The organism is Rhizobium sophorae, from assembly GCF_013087515.1.
GTDB lineage: Bacteria > Pseudomonadota > Alphaproteobacteria > Rhizobiales > Rhizobiaceae > Rhizobium > Rhizobium sophorae.
The window spans coordinates 52,292-68,740 of sequence record NZ_JABFCN010000049.1 but is presented as its reverse complement, the minus strand read 5'-3'; the positions used below and the strand labels follow the sequence as shown (position 1 = coordinate 68,740).

17 protein-coding genes are annotated in these 16,449 nt (G+C 61.0%); 15 read left to right on the top strand and 2 right to left on the bottom strand.

Annotated features, from left to right (window positions below; all coding sequences use genetic code 11):
- The 10 genes from G9X64_RS28340 to G9X64_RS28295 form a co-directional block, all read left to right on the top strand.
- The coding region (locus G9X64_RS28340; protein WP_171377840.1) for an aldo/keto reductase at nt 1-668 on the top strand (668 nt) is incomplete at its 5' end.
- Nucleotides 669-1,134: 466 nt separating this feature from the next.
- Nucleotides 1,135-1,407, top strand: a complete 273-nt coding sequence (locus tag G9X64_RS28335; RefSeq protein WP_171377839.1) for an acylphosphatase — start codon at nt 1,135-1,137, stop codon at nt 1,405-1,407.
- 154 nt (nt 1,408-1,561) lie between these two features.
- Entirely contained in the window at nt 1,562-2,215 is a 654-nt protein-coding gene (locus G9X64_RS28330; protein ID WP_171377838.1) for a Rieske 2Fe-2S domain-containing protein, read from the top strand.
- Nucleotides 2,212-3,057, top strand: a complete 846-nt coding sequence (locus G9X64_RS28325; protein ID WP_171377837.1) for an aromatic ring-hydroxylating oxygenase subunit alpha — start codon at nt 2,212-2,214, stop codon at nt 3,055-3,057. The genes G9X64_RS28330 and G9X64_RS28325 overlap by 4 nt, the downstream gene beginning before the upstream one ends.
- Entirely contained in the window at nt 3,054-3,713 is a 660-nt protein-coding gene (locus tag G9X64_RS28320) for a glutathione S-transferase family protein (protein WP_168317502.1), read from the top strand. The genes G9X64_RS28325 and G9X64_RS28320 overlap by 4 nt, the downstream gene beginning before the upstream one ends.
- Nucleotide 3,714: 1 nt before the next feature.
- Nucleotides 3,715-5,094, top strand: a complete 1,380-nt coding sequence (locus tag G9X64_RS28315; RefSeq protein ID WP_171377836.1) for an amidohydrolase — start codon at nt 3,715-3,717, stop codon at nt 5,092-5,094.
- A 25-nt stretch (nt 5,095-5,119) separates the two neighbouring features.
- Complete coding sequence (locus G9X64_RS28310; protein WP_017958144.1) at nt 5,120-6,217, top strand: BMP family ABC transporter substrate-binding protein; 1,098 nt, start codon at nt 5,120-5,122, stop codon at nt 6,215-6,217.
- Nucleotides 6,218-6,220: 3 nt separating this feature from the next.
- Nucleotides 6,221-7,741: an ABC transporter ATP-binding protein gene (locus G9X64_RS28305; protein ID WP_171377835.1), complete on the top strand. Its 1,521-nt coding sequence runs from the start codon at nt 6,221-6,223 to the stop codon at nt 7,739-7,741.
- Nucleotides 7,741-8,841: an ABC transporter permease gene (locus tag G9X64_RS28300; protein ID WP_168309617.1), complete on the top strand. Its 1,101-nt coding sequence runs from the start codon at nt 7,741-7,743 to the stop codon at nt 8,839-8,841. The genes G9X64_RS28305 and G9X64_RS28300 overlap by 1 nt, the downstream gene beginning before the upstream one ends.
- Complete coding sequence (locus G9X64_RS28295) at nt 8,838-9,749, top strand: ABC transporter permease (protein WP_168309618.1); 912 nt, start codon at nt 8,838-8,840, stop codon at nt 9,747-9,749. Before G9X64_RS28300 ends, G9X64_RS28295 begins: the two co-directional genes overlap by 4 nt.
- 93 nt (nt 9,750-9,842) lie before the next feature.
- Here G9X64_RS28295 and G9X64_RS28290 read toward each other — a convergent pair whose 3' ends face one another.
- Nucleotides 9,843-10,379, bottom strand: coding sequence for an NUDIX hydrolase (locus G9X64_RS28290; protein ID WP_168309620.1), 537 nt, complete (start codon nt 10,377-10,379; stop codon nt 9,843-9,845).
- Nucleotides 10,380-10,475: 96 nt separating this feature from the next.
- Here G9X64_RS28290 and G9X64_RS28285 point away from each other — a divergent pair, with 96 nt between their 5' ends.
- The 5 genes from G9X64_RS28285 (at nt 10,476) to G9X64_RS28265 (ending at nt 15,665) form a co-directional block, all read left to right on the top strand.
- On the top strand, nt 10,476-11,120 hold the full coding sequence (locus G9X64_RS28285; protein ID WP_171377834.1) for a DUF47 domain-containing protein: 645 nt from the start codon (nt 10,476-10,478) through the stop codon (nt 11,118-11,120).
- Nucleotides 11,120-12,124, top strand: coding sequence for an inorganic phosphate transporter (locus tag G9X64_RS28280; protein WP_168309622.1), 1,005 nt, complete (start codon nt 11,120-11,122; stop codon nt 12,122-12,124). Before G9X64_RS28285 ends, G9X64_RS28280 begins: the two co-directional genes overlap by 1 nt.
- A gap of 469 nt (nt 12,125-12,593) precedes the next feature.
- Nucleotides 12,594-13,907: a CmpA/NrtA family ABC transporter substrate-binding protein gene (locus G9X64_RS28275; protein WP_171377833.1), complete on the top strand. Its 1,314-nt coding sequence runs from the start codon at nt 12,594-12,596 to the stop codon at nt 13,905-13,907.
- 55 nt (nt 13,908-13,962) lie between these two features.
- The gene (ntrB, locus tag G9X64_RS28270) at nt 13,963-14,856 is read left to right on the top strand and encodes a nitrate ABC transporter permease (protein WP_171377832.1); all 894 of its coding nucleotides are present in this window, start codon (nt 13,963-13,965) and stop codon (nt 14,854-14,856) included.
- A gap of 11 nt (nt 14,857-14,867) precedes the next feature.
- The gene (locus G9X64_RS28265) at nt 14,868-15,665 is read left to right on the top strand and encodes an ABC transporter ATP-binding protein (protein WP_168309625.1); all 798 of its coding nucleotides are present in this window, start codon (nt 14,868-14,870) and stop codon (nt 15,663-15,665) included.
- 132 nt (nt 15,666-15,797) lie between these two features.
- On the opposite strand, the gene G9X64_RS28260 is transcribed toward G9X64_RS28265, so the two are convergent.
- Nucleotides 15,798-16,382, bottom strand: coding sequence for a cysteine hydrolase family protein (locus tag G9X64_RS28260; protein ID WP_171377831.1), 585 nt, complete (start codon nt 16,380-16,382; stop codon nt 15,798-15,800).
- Between the last annotated feature and the right edge of the window lie 67 nt (nt 16,383-16,449).

Sequence of the window (16,449 nt, the reverse complement as noted above, 5' to 3'; positions counted from 1 at the left end):
ATGCCTGGGACGCGCTGACGCCGATCGAGGAGACGCTGCGTTTCCTCGACGATGCGGTTACCTCCGGCAAGATCGGCTATTACGGCTTTTCCAATTATGTCGGCTGGCACATCGCCAAGGCCTCGGAGATCGCCAAGGCGCGCGGCTATACCCGCCCGGTGACGCTGCAGCCGCAATATAACCTGCTGGTGCGCGACATCGAACTTGAGATTGTTGCGGCCTGCCAGGATGCCGGCATGGGTCTGTTGCCGTGGTCGCCGCTTGGCGGCGGCTGGCTGACCGGCAAGTACAAGCGCGACGAGATGCCGACGGGCGCCACCCGCCTCGGCGAAAACCCCAATCGCGGCGGCGAATCCTATGCGCCACGCAATGCGCTGGAGAGAACCTGGGCAATCATCGCTGTCGTCGAGGAGATCGCCAAGGCGCATGGCGTCAGCATGGCGCAGGTGGCGCTCGCCTGGACGGCGGCGCAGCCGGCAATCACCTCCGTGATCCTCGGCGCCCGCACGCCGGAACAGCTCGCCGACAATTTGGGCGCCATGAAGCTCAAACTCTCCGACGACGAGATGGCGAGATTGAACGATGTGAGCGCGCCTCAGCCTTTCGACTACCCCTACGGCAAGGGCGGCATCAACCAGCGCCATCGCAAAATGGAAGGCGGGCGGTAATTCATGGGACTGGGACGGTGGCCGAGCCGCCGGTCCGGTTCGGCCTGGCGTAGGACATGGCAACGATTGACGTCGCGCTGATCGCTTGACCTGTCATGCCCTACCCCAAGTTCGGACGCTCCGCCGAGACAAGACACACCATGATAAAAGAAAGCGAAAGGCGGCGCTCCATTTGGCCACCGCAGGAGCCGGCTCGGCATCAGGGAAGCTGACAACGCCATTTGGCTCATATACTTCATGCACTATGGCCTGGAACAGAGGACCGTGCAAACCATCCGGGTTCACGGATTCGCTCATCTGGTGAACTGGTTCAGGCGCACCTATCACGTCACACCTGCAAAGCTGCGCAGGTCGCATCGGGACCTCGGAGTGCGCTGACTTGCACGTGGGCGAGCTTGCCTTTGCCGATGACCCCTTCCGCAAGTTCATTCCGTCGCTATGCTGTTGGAGAGCAAGGAAGAGCATTATGGTGACGGAACAAGATACCAGCCATCCCCTGGAGCGGATGACGATAGTCGGTGATCTGGAGGCGGCCTCCTTCGTTCCCTGGATCCGGCGCCACGCTGCCAAGCTTGGGCTCTCGCACACCATATCTCATACGAGTTCCCAGCGGATCGAACTTGAGGTTGCCGGGCCGGAAGAACTGATCGACATGATGGAGATGGGATGCTCTCTCGGGCCTATCGACGTATGGGTCGAGAGGATAGATCGCACGGCGATCAGCGGCGAAAGGACCTAGTCCGCGCTGTGGCGTAATTCCCCCGTGCATATTATTTACTCAATGTTGCCAATGCGAAATAATTATGCAAACCTAATAAGGTTGAGCGGAATTGCCTTGGTGCGGAGGTGAGGCACGCTCGGCAAATAGTTGATTTTGTTCAGGAACTCTAACGATGCCTTCCGATACGACGGGCTTTTGGACGCCAGTCGCCCTTTCCCGGGATTTGCCGGCCGGAACCGTCATACCGGCATGGACGGCAGCCGGATCGATTGCTCTGTGGCGCAGCGCTTCCGGACGCATATCGGCATCGGCGGATCGCTGTCCGCATCGCGGCATGCGCCTGTCTCACGGCTTCGTGCGTGGCGAGGCGCTTTCTTGCATCTATCACGGCTGGAGCTATGGCCAGGCCGGAAACTGTCTCCGCATTCCCGCCCATCCGGGGCTGACGCCACCGGAAACCATCCGTGTCGACACCCATGATGTCGAGGAAACAGACAGTGTGATCTGGGTGGCAGTGGGCACGCCCGTATCGAAGCCGCCGAGGCTCGAGGGCCTCATTCCCCTGCGCTCCCTGACGGCGTTCGCCGGCATCGCGGCGATCGAGGCGGCGGCCGGCAGCAAGGGGAGCCCTGATGGTCTTGTCGAGATCGACACACCCACCGGGACCATCTGTCTGCTATTATCCGCCCAAGAGGACGGACGGACGCTGATCCATGTGCTGCTGAAGGGTGATGCCGGCCTTCCTGCGGGCATCGGGGCTTCACGCGCCGCCGAGAGCCTGCGGCGCCGGGCTGAGGGTCTTCAGAAAAAGGAGATCGCGCAATGACCATGCAGGCGATGATCGACGAATGGTATCCGGTCGGGCTTTTCAGCCAGCTCGACAACGCCGGCCGTAAGACGGCGCTGATGGGCGAGCCGATCGAGGTGGCGCGCGACGCCGATGGCAATGCGAAGGTGACGGGCGGAGATGGCCGCGTTCTGCCGGTGCGCGTCCGTTACGGTCATGTCTGGTCGTCCCTCGGCCAGCCGCAGAAGGAACTTTTCCCCATTCCCGAGGCCGATCAGCCAGGCCGCCGCTTCGTCGATGTCGGCGTGGTGCGGGTGCGCTGCTCGCCGCTGCGTGCCGTCGAGAATTTTCTCGACATCGCCCATTTCCCCTTCGTCCACACCGACATTCTCGGCGCCGAGCCGCATACGGAGGTCCAGAACTACAAGGTCGAGATTCGCGAGGAAGAAGACGAGGTCTGGGCGACGCAGGTGAAATTCTACCAGCCGCAGGCCGCCAAGTCGGCAAGCGGCGGGATCACGACGGAATACATGTACCGCGTGCCGGCACCCACCTGCTCCGTGCTTTACAAGACCTGCCCGCCGCGCCCGAGCGAATGGGATGTCATCACGCTCTTCGTGCAGCCGCTGGCCGAGGACCTCTGCGACGTATGGCCATGGATGGCGCTCTTCGACGACGAAACCGCGATGACCGACCTCATCCATTTCCAGCAGACGATCTTTCTGCAGGACCGGTCGATTCTCGAAAACCAGATCCCGCGGCTGCTGCCACTCGACCCCGGCATGGAAATCCCGACGCGGGCCGATCTGACATCGATCGCCTACCGGCGCTGGCTGAAGCGCCACAATTATACCTACGGCGCACAGCTGGTGGCGCAATGAAGCTCTACGACTATATTCTCTCGCCCAGTTGCTACAAGGTGCGCCTGATGGCGGCGTTGACCGGCGTGAAGCTTCACCTGCGCCCAGTGGATTTCCATCCCGGCGCCGAGCATCGCGGCCCTGAGCTGCTTGCACTCAATCCGGCAGGCTCCATTCCGATCCTGGAGAATGGCGACCTGATCCTGACCGAGTCGTCGGCGATCCTCGTCTATCTCGCCGCCACGGCGGCACCCGAGTGGCTCGGCAGCGGCAAGGCCGAGGAAGTGGCGCGGGTGCAGCAATGGCTGTCCTTCTCCGGCCGACTGACGGCAAGCCTCGGGGCAGCGCGGCTCCATGAAATGCTGCTGCGTCCCGGCGACATCGATGCACTCCAGGCCCAGGGCATCGCCGCCCTTCGCGAGCTTGAAGCCGGGCTTGTCGAGCAGGGCCTTCGCGGCATGCGTTTCCTCGCCGCCGACCGGCCGACAATTGCCGACATCGCCTGCTTTCCCTATGTGGCGCTGGCGCCTGATGGCGGCGTCACGCTGGATGCTTATCCTGCGATCCGGCTCTGGTCCCGCGCGCTGCGCGCCCTCGACAATTTTATCGAGATGCCAGGCATTCACCGGCTGCACGAATTGAAGCCCGAACCGCAGATCGAACCGGGCGAGGCGTGAGATGGCCGGTTATCTCCTGAAAAATTGCGCAGCCGTGATCGTCGACGAGGGTAAGGGACCGGTCGTTCATCGCAATGTCGATCTGCTGACCAGCGGTCCGGCGATTGTGGCGATCGGCGAAAATCTGGCGGCGGACTCACTGCCTGCCGGCACGACCGTTCAGGATGCTGCCGGCTGGTTCGTCTATCCGGGTCTCGTCAACACCCATCATCACTTCTTTCAGTGCTTCGTGCGCAACCGCGCCGATCTCGACTGGACGAAGCTCTCGGTGATCGAGTGGCTGGACCGCATCTACCCGATCTTTTCGCAGCTCAACGAGGAGTGCTTTTATCACTCCTCCGTCACGGCGATGGCCGAGATGATCAAGCACGGCTGCACCACGGCCTTGGATCACCAATATAATTTCCCCCGGCACGCCGGAAAGCGGTTGATCGACTGCCAGTTCGAAGCGGCCGAACTGCTCGGCATGCGTTTCCATGCCGGCCGCGGCGGCAATACCCTGCCGAAGTCGGAAGGCTCGACCATTCCCGACGAAATGCTGGAAACGACCGACGAATTCATCGCCGACTGCGCTCGGCTGATCGACACCTACCACGATACCAGCCCCTTCAGCATGCGCCAGGTCGTGGTGGCACCCTGCCAGCCGATCAATTGCTACCGCGAGACCTTCGTGGAATCGGTGGCGCTGGCGCGCGATCGCGGCGTCATGATGCATACCCATGTCGGCGAAGGCGAAAGCCCGGTCATTCAGGCGCGCCATGGCATGCGTACGGTCGACTATCTGGAAGAACTCGGCTTTGCCGGGCCTGATACCTTCTATGCCCATTGCTGGGAGCTCACCCACGACGAACTCAGGAAGATGGCCGCCAGCGGCACCGGCGTGGCGCACTGCTCGGAACCGGTCTATCTAGTCGGCGCAGAAGTCACCGACATTCCAGCCATGGCGGCCTTCGGCCTGCGTGTCGGCCTCGGCTGCGACGGCGCTGCTTCCAACGACAATTCCAATCTGATGCACTGCCTGCACTCCGCCTACATGCTGCAGTGCCTCGTCGCCTCCAGCCGTGCCCATCCTGTGCCGCCGCCGGTCGATTTCCTCGGCTACGGCACGACAGGGGGTGCCAGTCTGCTCGGCCGGCGCGATGTCGGCCGGCTGGCGCCCGGCATGGCCGCCGACCTGTTTGCGATCGACACTCGGCGCATGGATTATGTCGGCACGCGCCACGATCCGCTGAGCCTGATTGCCCGCGTCGGCATCGGTATGGCGACCGATATGACGATGATCAATGGCCGCGTCGTCTGGCAGAAGGGCGAATTTCCCGGGCTGGACGAGGCCAAGCTGGCTGCCGATGCCGAGGCCGCACTATCCACCGTGGAATTTTAAAAAACCAAAAGAGGGAACTGAGACCATGACCAAACTGACCCGCAGAAACCTGATGACGGCCGCTGCCGCCACCGGCCTTGCCGGTGCGCTCGGCAGCCGGCTTGCTTTTGCCGCCGACGAGCCACTCGGCATCACGCTGGTAATCCCCTCGCCCGTCGGCGACGTTGGCTGGGGGCACGCACTTGCCGCCGGCCTCGAGCCGATCAAGGCCGCTTACGGCGACAAGGTGAAGGTCACCGTGCTTGAGAATATCGCCGAAGGCCCGGACGCCGACCGCATCATGAATAAGACCGTCGCCGACGGAAACAAGTTCCTGGTTGCTGGCTCTTTCGGTTATCAGAACGGTGCCTTGCAGATCGCCCGCCGAGATCCAAGCGTCACGGTTCTGCACGCCTCCGGCTTCCAGGTCGCGCCGAACTTCTCGCCCTTTGCCGCCAAGTATTTCCAGGGTACCTATCTGCTCGGCATGGCTGCGGCAGCACTTTCCAAGACCGGCAAGCTCGGCTCTGTCTCCGCCTTTGCCATCCCTGAGCTCATTACCTCGATCAACGCCTTTACGCTCGGCGCCCAGGCCGTCAAACCCGATATCGAGGTCTCGGTGGTCTGGGTGAACTCATGGTTCGATCCGGCCAAGGAGCAGGAAGCCGCCAAGGCCCTGATCGCGCAGAAGTGCGACGTGATCTTCTCCAACGCCCAGGACACGCCGTCTGTGATCTCCGCCTGTGAGGAAGCCGGCGTCTACGCCTTCAACCTCAATTCCTCGATGAAGAAATATGCGCCCAAAACCTATCTCGGCTGCATCGCGACGGACTGGTCGCCGTTCTTCAAGGCTTCGGTCGATGCCCATCTCGCCGGCACGTTCAAGGGCGCCAATGCGTTCCTCGGCGTCGCCGACAAGGTCGTCGAAGTGGTCGACTGGAATCCTGATATTCCGGCTGACGTGATGACCAAGATCAAGGAGATCGAGGTAAAGATCGCCGACGGCAGCTTCTCGCCCTTCACCGGGCCGATCGCCAAGGCCGACGGCAGCGAAGCTGTCGCATCGGGTGCGACCATGGCCGACCCCGAGATCATCGCCATGAATTGGCACGTCAAGGGCGTGTCCACGCCGCTGCCGAAATAAGTCATGACCACCCCGCTCCTGTCGCTGCGCGGCATTTCGAAGAGCTATGGCCAAATCCATGCCAATCAGGCCATCGATCTGGACGTGGCGCCGCAATCGATCCATGCGATCCTCGGGGAAAACGGGGCGGGAAAATCGACGCTGATGAAACTGATTTACGGCGTCGAGCAACCGGACGACGGAGAGGTCATCTGGGAAGGAAACCCTTTGCGCCTCGCCTCCCCCGCCGAGGCGAGGCGCAATGGCATCGGCATGGTCTTCCAGCATTTCTCGCTGTTCGAGACACTGACCGTCCTGGAGAATATTCGGCTGGTCGTGCCGGGCCGCAAGGCTGAGCTCAAGGAACGCATTCGGACGCTTGGACGGGAATTCGGTCTTGAGGTCGACCCGCTCGCCCATGTGCATGCGCTGTCCGTCGGCGAGCGGCAACGGGTGGAGATCATCCGAAGCCTGATGACCAATCCGAAGCTGCTGATCCTGGACGAGCCCACCTCCGTCCTGCCGCCGCAACTGGTGGAGAAGCTCTTCGACACGCTGCGACGGCTGCGCGACGGCGGCGTTTCCATCCTGTTGATCTCCCACAAGCTCGAAGAAATCCGTGCGATCTGCGACCGGGCGACGATCCTGCGCGGCGGACGCGTGACCGGGGATGTCGACCCGCGTGAACATGATGCCCATGACCTCGCCCGCATGATGATCGGCCATGACATGCCGGCGCCGATGTCGGCGCTGCCACTGTCTGGCGGGGAAAAGCGGCTGGAGATTATCGGTATGGACCATCAGCCCGACGATCCCTTCGCGGTGCCGCTCTCTGGCATCAGCCTGGAAGTTCGTGCCGGCGAAATCCTCGGGATAGCCGGAATTTCGGGCAACGGTCAAAGCGAGCTTGCCGCGTTGATTTCAGGTGAGACGCTGCTGGGGCGCGACCAGCGCGATCGGATCTACATGATGGGAATGGATGTCGGCAGGCTCGACGCCGCCACGCGGCGGACGCTCGGATTTGCCTTCGTTCCGGAAGACCGGCTCGGACGCGGCGCCGTGCCCGAAATGTCGCTCGTCCTCAACAGCCTGCTGACGGCCCATCCGCTCAAGCTTTTGCGCCACGGTCTCGTCGACAGGTCGCGGGCGTTGGCGTTCACCGATGATTGTATCCATCAGTACGATGTGCGCACACCCGGCCCGGAGGCGGAAGCCGGCACACTATCGGGCGGCAATCTGCAGAAGTTCATCGTTGGCCGCGAAATCATGCTGTCTCCCAAATTGCTTTTCCTGGCGCAGCCGACCTGGGGCGTCGATATCGGCGCTGCATCCGCCATCCGCAGCCGTCTGGTCGCATTGCGCAATCAGGGCATGGCGATTCTCGTCATTTCCGAGGAGCTCGAAGAACTGTTCGAACTCTGCGATTCCATCCAGGTGCTGCATCACGGCCGGCTCAGCCCGCCGCTCGCAACGCGGGACACGAAACCCGAAGAGATCGGCCGATACATGATCGGGGCACAAGCCTCGCCTGAGAAAGTCCAGTAATGCGCGCTTGGTCCCTTGCTTTCGTTCCCACCCTGGTCCGCCGGGAGCGCGCCTCGCTTGCCGCGGCCCTGCGCGCGCCTGTCGTAGCGCTGGGGGGAGCGATCGCACTTAATCTCGGCCTCTACGTTTTGATGGGCCGCGACCCTGTCGCGGTTGTCTATGCGATGCTTTTCGAGCCTTTCCTCTCCTGGGCGTCATTTTCGGAAGTGCTTTTGAAGGCAGGCCCGCTCCTTCTCATCGCCCAAGGACTGGCGATCGGCTTTCGCGCCAAGGTCTTCAACATCGGCGCCGAAGGCCAGTTCATTCTTGGCGCGATCTTCGCCTCTGCCATTCCGGTCTGGTTTCCCCAGGCGACGGGCCAGTGGATCTGGCCGGCAATGCTGCTGCTCGGCGCAATCGGCGGCGCACTTTGGGCTTCTCTCACCGCTTTCTGGCGCGTGCGCCTCAACGCCAACGAGATCCTCGTTTCGCTGATGCTGAGCCTCGTTGCGGCGCAGCTGCTGAACTATCTGCTGCTCGGCCCGTGGAAGGATCCGAATGGCTTCAACTTCCCCCAGTCGGTGATGTTTCAGTATGATGCGATGGTACCGACCCTGATCGCCGGTACCCGCGTCAACGTCTCATTCCTCATCACGCTCGCTTTGTCGGTTGCGGCCTGGGTCTTCATGCAGAGGAGCTTCATCGGCTACAAGCTCCAGGTCGGCGGTCTGGCGCCGCGGGCTGCGGGCTATGCCGGCTTCAAGGAAGGTTGGGCGATCTGGCTTTCGCTGCTGATCGGCGGTTTTGCGGCCGGTCTTGCCGGTGCTGCCGAAGTTGCAGGCCCGCTCGGCCAGTTGCAGCGTTCGGTCGCGAGCGGCTATGGCTATGCAGCCATCATCGTCGCCTATCTCGGCGGCCTACATCCGATCGGCATCGTGATCTCAGCGCTGGTTATGGCGGTCATCTATATCGGTGGCGACAATGCCATGGTCTCGGCCAACCTGCCGATCGCCGCCGTCCGCGTCTTCCAGGGCAGTCTGCTGCTCGCTTACTTGATCGCCGTCGCTTTCGTGCGCTATCGCCTTGAATGGCGACGCACCGCCCATCGGAGCCCATCATGAACGCGATCGAGTTCATTCTTGCCGGCATGCTCGCGGCTGCGACACCGTTTCTTCTGGCAGCCCTCGGCGAACTGGTGGCCGAGCGCGCCGGCGTCCTCAACCTCGGGGTCGAGGGATTGATGGCTTTCGGTGCCGTGCTCGCCTTCATTATCGTCTACCAAGGCGGCGGACATCTGCTGGGCTTCGTCGCCGCGGGGCTCGGCAGCGCTGCCCTTTCCCTGCTCTTCGCCTTCGTCACGTTGGGATTCCGGGCAAACCAGGTGGCGGCGGGCCTTGCCATCGGCATTCTCGGCCAGGGCCTCTCCGCGCTTTTCGGCAAGACCTATGAAAGCCTCACGGTCAGAGGACTTCCGAAGCTTGCCCTTCCCGGGCTTTCGGACCTGCCGGTTATCGGCCGCCTTTTCGTCCAGGACATCGTCGTGTGGATTTCGCTCGCCGCGACCCTCGCCCTCTGGGCGATGTTTGCCTACACGAAGCTTGGCCTCATCGTTCGCGCCGTCGGCGAGAACCCGAAAGCCGCGCATGCCATCGGCTATTCGGTAATCACAGTCCGCGTCCTCGCCATCGCCTTCGGCGGTGCGATGGCCGGCTTCGCCGGCGCCTATGCGTCGGTGGTCTATACACCACTCTGGGCCGACGGGATGATCGCCGGGCGCGGTTGGATCGCCATCGCCCTCGTCGTCTTCGGGACTTGGCTCACCGGTCGTATCTTCCTCGGCGCCTGCCTTTTCGGGGCGGTCTCGCTGATGGGGCTTGCAGCCCAGGCAACCGGACTGGACGTTCCCTCGCAACTGCTCTCGAGCCTGCCATATCTTGTCACGATCATCGTGCTCGGCATCATCTCCGCCGACCGTCGCCTGCTGAAACTGAACGGTGTCGCTTCTCTCGGCGAACCATTCGAGCGATAGGGGGCGGAAAGTGGTTTTCGGGATCAAACGCTTATCGCATAATTCCCTAAAAAGACGCGCGCCGCTGTAACGCGTCGGCGAAAAAGCCCGTGGTCAACCGCGATCGCGTTTCTTCTTGCGGCCGTGCGCATCAAATTGGACGAGCAGCGACTTGAGTTCGATCTCTCGAACGCGTCTTGCCGCTTCATCCGGGCTGACCCATTCGAGAATACGCTGACCCCGCTCCTTGAAGTCGCCGCTGATTTCCGTGACTTCAATCTGAAACATGTCGACGATACAGGGCGCCACATCGCCATTGTCGAGTTCTTTCAGATAGGTATAGCGCCCAACCGGTTTCTTCTTCACCATCCCGCGCACGCCTGCCTCCTCCCAGGCCTCGATTGCTGCTGCTTCGAAAGGCTTTTTCCCTTTCATCGGCCATCCTTTCGGGATGACCCAGCGTGCGCTCTCGCGAGATGTGATCACCAGGATTTCAACCTCGGATCCGGCATTGCCGGGGCGGAAGCAAAGTGCGCCGTATTGTTGACGGAATGCACCGGCGAACAGCGTTTCAGGAACAGCAGCGAGCTGCCGCAGCAGTGGCTGGGACTTGTCCGGTCGAGGCTTCCTGCTTTTTTTGCTCGGCGTCATAACGAATGAATTACCGAATTTGCTTGTTGCTTCAATTGCCTGGGCATGTTTATGACAGATTTATGACAATCGGCCGCACGAGGAAGGTTCCCGGGCATGATGAGCATTTTTCGCAAGCTGATGCCACGGGAAGACAGATTCTTTGAAATGTTTTCCAAGCACTCGAAGACCGTCGTTGCCGCCGCACACGCCCTCGATCAACTCCTGAAGGGCAATGACGTTGAGAAAAACTGCGAACGCATCGTCACATTGGAAAACGAGGCCGACGACGTCACGCGTGAGGTTCTTCTTGCCGTTCGACGAAGCTTCATCACGCCCTTCGACCGAGGTGACATCAAGGACCTTATTCAGTCGATGGATGATGCGATCGACATGATGCACAAGACAGTCAAGACGATCCGCTTGTTCGAGCAATCCAGCTTCGATCCGCTCATGCAGGAGATGGGCAGTGAAATCGTCAAGGCGGCAAACCTTGTCGCAGAAGCGATACCCCTCCTCGACAGATTGGGAGCCAATGCCCAGCGTCTCGCGGCCATCGCGGAGGAGGTCACCCAAGTGGAGGGACGTTCCGATGAGCTCCACGACCAGGGTTTGAAGGATCTGTTTCTGCGTCATGGCGCCGGCGGCAATGCGATGGCCTACATGATCGGAAGCGAAATCTACGGCGATCTGGAGAAAGTCGTCGACCGCTTCGAGGATGTCGCCAACGAAATCAGCGGCATTCTCATCGAGAACGTCTGATGGATGCCTCCCTCGCTCTGCCGCTGCTGGTCGGCCTGGTCGTCGTCGCCCTGTTCTTCGACTTTCTCAACGGTCTGCATGATGCGGCCAATTCGATCGCCACGATCGTCTCGACCCGCGTCCTGCGGCCGCAATATGCGGTCGCCTGGGCGGCATTCTTCAATTTCATCGCATTCCTGTTCTTCGGCCTGCATGTGGCCGAAACACTGGGGACCGGCATCATCGATCCTGCGATCGTTTCGCCTCAAGTGATCTTCGCCGCACTCATGGGCGCGATCATTTGGAATATCCTTACCTGGATTTTCGGGATTCCATCAAGCTCGTCGCATGCGCTTGTCGGTGGGCTGGTGGGGGCCGGTTTGGCAAAGGTGGGCTTCAGCTCGATCGTCTGGAACGGCCTTCTAAAGACCGTCGGTGCCATTTTCCTTTCGCCAGCCATCGGCTTCCTGCTTGCCCTGCTGCTGGTGCTCGCCGTCTCCTGGACATTCGTCCGGCAAACGCCGTTTGCGGTGGATCGCACGTTTCGCATCATGCAGTTCGTGTCCGCTTCGCTTTATTCGCTAGGCCATGGCGGGAACGATGCGCAGAAGACGATGGGCATCATCGCGGTGCTCTTGTTCAGCCAGGGATATCTTGGCCCGACATTCTACGTGCCTTTCTGGGTGGTCATTACCTGCCAGTCGGCAATGGCTCTCGGGACGCTCTTTGGCGGATGGCGGATCGTTCATACCATGGGTTCGAAGATCACCCGGCTCAACCCCATGCAAGGTTTCTGCGCAGAGACGGGCGGAGCGCTGACACTCTTCGGAGCGACCTGGCTCGGTATTCCCGTTTCAACGACGCATACCATCACCGGAGCAATCGTTGGAGTGGGCGCGGCTCGTCGCGTCTCAGCTGTGCGCTGGGGATTGGCCGGCAACATCGTGATCGCCTGGATCGTCACGATGCCGGCGGCTGCAGCAATATCCGCGGCGTTCTACGGCCTCGTATCTTTGCTGCAATGAAATGAGGTGATGGCGAGGCAATCGCCACGCATTGACCTTCCCTCCTCCTGAGCTTTCCCGGTGGCAATACCGACGAATAAGGCGGGCAGAATCTGCTATGCGGTCTGCGGGATCGCGACTTCCATATTGCGTGCACTGCACAAATAGAACGCTCCCGTGGCTGCGATTACGTTAGCAATCGCACAAAACAGAAGCAGAAAATAACAAAGCCTAAGAAATCGGCATTTGTCAATTCTTCGCATTTTTCCTTTTACTTCATGCCGTTACCATATCCTCTCGAAATTGGCACGCTGCTTGCAAGTTCTGAGAAGCATCGGTCAATGGCGACCGGCGCAGATAGGCGCGGCATAAGCGCCTACAATAGACACCGACGTCGCAAGGTCTTTGCTCCGGGATTCTCCCATCCCTGGACGCAATTTCCGGCGGCGTTTTTTTGTGTCCAAATTCAGCCAGCAGAGGGAACCTGCGCATGACAAAGAATTTGCAGACTGGGATTTCGACAACCGGCATTAGCCGCCGCAGCATGCTCAAGACGACCGCAGCGGCTGCCCTCATCGGCGCCGTCAAGGCTGCCTTTCCGTCCGGCGCATTCGCAGCCGGAGCAGGCCCTGAGGTGAAAGGTGCCAAGCTCGGCTTTATTGCTCTCACCGATTCCGCACCGCTGATCATCGCCAAGGAAAAGGGCTTTTTCGACAAGCATGGCCTTCCGGAAACGGATGTGGCCAAACAGGCATCCTGGGGTGCGACCCGCGACAATCTCGTGCTGGGCGGTGCAGCAAACGGCATCGACGGTGCCCATATCCTCTCGCCGCTCCCCTATCTCATGCATACCGGCAAGGTGACGCAGAACAATAAGCCGGTGCCGATGGCGATCCTCGCCCGGCTCAACCTCGACAGCCAGGGCATTTCCGTCGCCAAGGAATATGCCGACACCGGCGTGCAGCTGGAATCCTCCAAGCTGAAGGCGGCATTCGAGAAAAAGAAGGCGGAGGGCAAGGAGATCAAGGCCGCCATGACCTTCCCGGGCGGCACCCATGACCTCTGGATCCGCTACTGGCTCGCCGCCGGCGGCATCGATCCGAACAAGGACGTTTCGACCATCGTCGTGCCGCCGCCGCAGATGGTTGCCAACATGAAGGTCGGCAACATGGACGTCTTCTGTGTGGGCGAACCGTGGAATGAGCAGCTCGTCAACCAGGGCATCGGCTTTACCGCAGCCACAACCGGCGAGCTCTGGAAGGGTCATCCTGAAAAGGCGCTCGGGATGCGCGCCGAATGGATCGAAAAGAATCCCAATGCTGCCAAAGCCCTGCTGATGGCTGTCATGGAGGCTCAGCAGTGGTGTGAAAGCATGGACAACAAGGCGGAGATGGCTGACATTCTCGGCAAGCGCCAATGGTTCAACGTTCCGACGAAGGACGTGCTCGGCCGCCTCAAGGGCGACATCAATTATGGCAACGGCCGCGAGTTCAAGGCCACCGACCTCTATATGAAGTTCTGGAAAGACGGCGCCTCCTACCCGTTCAAGAGCCACGATACCTGGTTCATGACGGAAAACATCCGCTGGGGAAATCTGCCGGCGAGCACCGACATCAAGGCGCTGGTCAACCAGGTAAACCGCGAAGACGTCTGGCGCGAAGCCGCCAAGGATCTCGGCGTTGCGGCAGCCGATATTCCCGCATCGTCTTCTCGCGGCAAGGAGACTTTCTTCGACGGCAAGGTCTTCGACCCCGAAAATCCTTCCGCTTATCTCGACAGCCTTTCGATCAAGGCTGTCTCGTGACCCGCTCCGGCGCGCAACGGCGCGCCGGCCTTTCATTCACGTGAGGAGCGCGTTGATGTCCGCCCTGGCAAATAAAGAAAATCCCTCCACGGCCGCCGCTGCCAAGCCGGCGGCAAAGGTTCTGCCGTTTTCCGGCAAGCACGGATCGCGGATCGATTTTCGTCGAGCGGCACTGGCCGCACTTCGCAACGTCGTTCCGCCGGTCGTCGTGCTGGCACTCATCCTGCTCGTCTGGCAGGTGCTCTGTTCATCGGCGGATGCGTCTTTGCCCTCACCGCATCGGGTCTGGCAGGATAGCTATGACCTGATCGCCTATCCGTTTTTCAACTACGGCTCCCAGGATATCGGGCTCGGCTGGCGCGTGCTCGTTTCGCTGCAGCGCGTTCTCTATGGCTTCGGACTTGCTGCGGTCGCTGGCGTCATCATCGGTGCGATCATCGGCCAGTCGGCCTGGGCGATGCGGGGCCTCGATCCGATCTTTCAGGTGCTGCGTACGGTTCCGCCGCTCGCCTGGTTGCCGCTGTCGCTCGCAGCCTTCCAGGATTCCAATCCTTCAGCGATCTTCGTGATCTTCATCACGTCGATCTGGCCGGTGATCATCAACACCGCCGTCGGCGTCCGCAATATCCCGCAGGATTACCGCAATGTCGCCGAGGTGCTGCGCCTCAACCAGTTCGAGTTTTTCTGGAAGATCATGCTGCCTTCGGCAGCGCCTTATATCTTCACAGGCCTCAGGATCGGCGTCGGCCTCTCCTGGCTCGCCATCGTCGCGGCCGAAATGCTGACGGGCGGCGTCGGCATCGGCTTCTTCATCTGGGACGCGTGGAACTCGTCGCGCCTTTCGGACATCATCGTCGCGCTCGTCTATATCGGTATCGTCGGCTTCGCTCTCGACAAGCTGGTGGCAGCACTCGGCAAACTTATCACCCGCGGCGCCACGGCCAATTGAGGAACGCACCTATGAACGCCTATCTGAAGCTTGATCATATCGACAAACATTTCGATCGCGGCGGCGTTCGCTCCGAGGTGCTGAAGGACATCAACCTGACGATTTCCGAGGGTGAATTCGTCTCGATCATCGGGCATTCCGGCTGTGGCAAGTCTACCCTGCTCAACCTGATTGCCGGCCTGACTCCAGTTTCCGCAGGCGCCGTGCTCCTTGAAAACCGCGAGGTCAATGGGCCCGGTCCGGAGCGCGCCGTGGTCTTCCAGAACCACTCGCTGCTGCCCTGGCTGACGGTCTACGAGAACGTCAATCTCGCCGTCTCCAAACTCTTCAACCGAACGAAGACCAAGGCCGAGCGGCATGAGTGGGTCATGGCCAACCTCGACCTCGTGCAGATGGCGCATGCGAGAGATAGGCGGCCTTCGGAAATTTCCGGCGGCATGAAACAGCGCGTCGGCATCGCCCGCGCGCTTGCAATGGAGCCGAAGATCCTGCTGCTCGACGAGCCCTTCGGCGCGCTCGATGCGCTGACCCGCGCCCATCTTCAGGATGCGGTGATGGAAATCCACGCACGGCTTGGCAATACGATGGTGATGATCACCCATGATGTCGATGAAGCGGTGCTGCTGTCCGATCGCATCGTTATGATGACCAACGGCCCGGCAGCCCGCATCGGCGAAGTGCTCGACGTGACGATGCCCCGTCCCCGCAATCGCATCGAACTCGCCTCCGACCGGACATATCTCAAATGCCGTGAAGCCGTGCTGAAATTCCTCTATGAACGCCACCGCTTCATTGAAGCCGCAGAGTAGAGACTGCCAAGCAAAGGCCGACCGAAAAGTGGTTCGGCATTGACGTGACGCCGAGGTGAACGGCGATCCGTTAAACGAAACGGCAAGCCCGGCGAGAAACGTCGCCGGGCGAGCGCGGGCTGCCCCTGCGCTCTATCCAACCTCGCTCAAAAATTCTTCGGTGTCCATGAGTTCGAGCTGCACGGAAAACCGATCGTGCAGAAGTTCCAGTGACGCGTCATGCGTATCGTCGGCGCCGCTGCAGACGGCGTCCTTCAGCACGATGACACGATAGCCGAGATCGATCGCGCCGAGCGTCGTGGCCAGCACGCAGACATCCGTTTCACCGCCTGATATAACAAGTGTATCGACCCGCTCCGACTGAAGGATCGGATGCAGGCGGCCGTCAATCCAGGGGGAATAGGTGCGTTTGTCGAAGTGCCTTGCCGGCGGAACCAGCGATGCCAGCGATGGGGCGAGATCGATGAAGCCGCGCGGAAGATGTTCGCCCGTCATCATCCACCATTTCCGGTAATAATCCCGCCATTTCCCCGGCATGTCGTCCGCACGTTCGGGTGGCAGGAAGCGGGTAAAGATCGTTCGGGACGGATGCCGCCCGGCCAGCTCTTCGATCTGGGGAGAGATCCGTGCCATCCAGGGAACGTGCCATGGCGTGTCTTCGGCAAACATCCGCTGCATGTCGACGCAAAGGTGCCGCCACTCGCCCACCTCGCCCATCACATCCTCCACTCGGTCTTTGGGCGTCAACCGCCGCGTGAGGCGAAAGTTCCTGGCGGAAGATCAA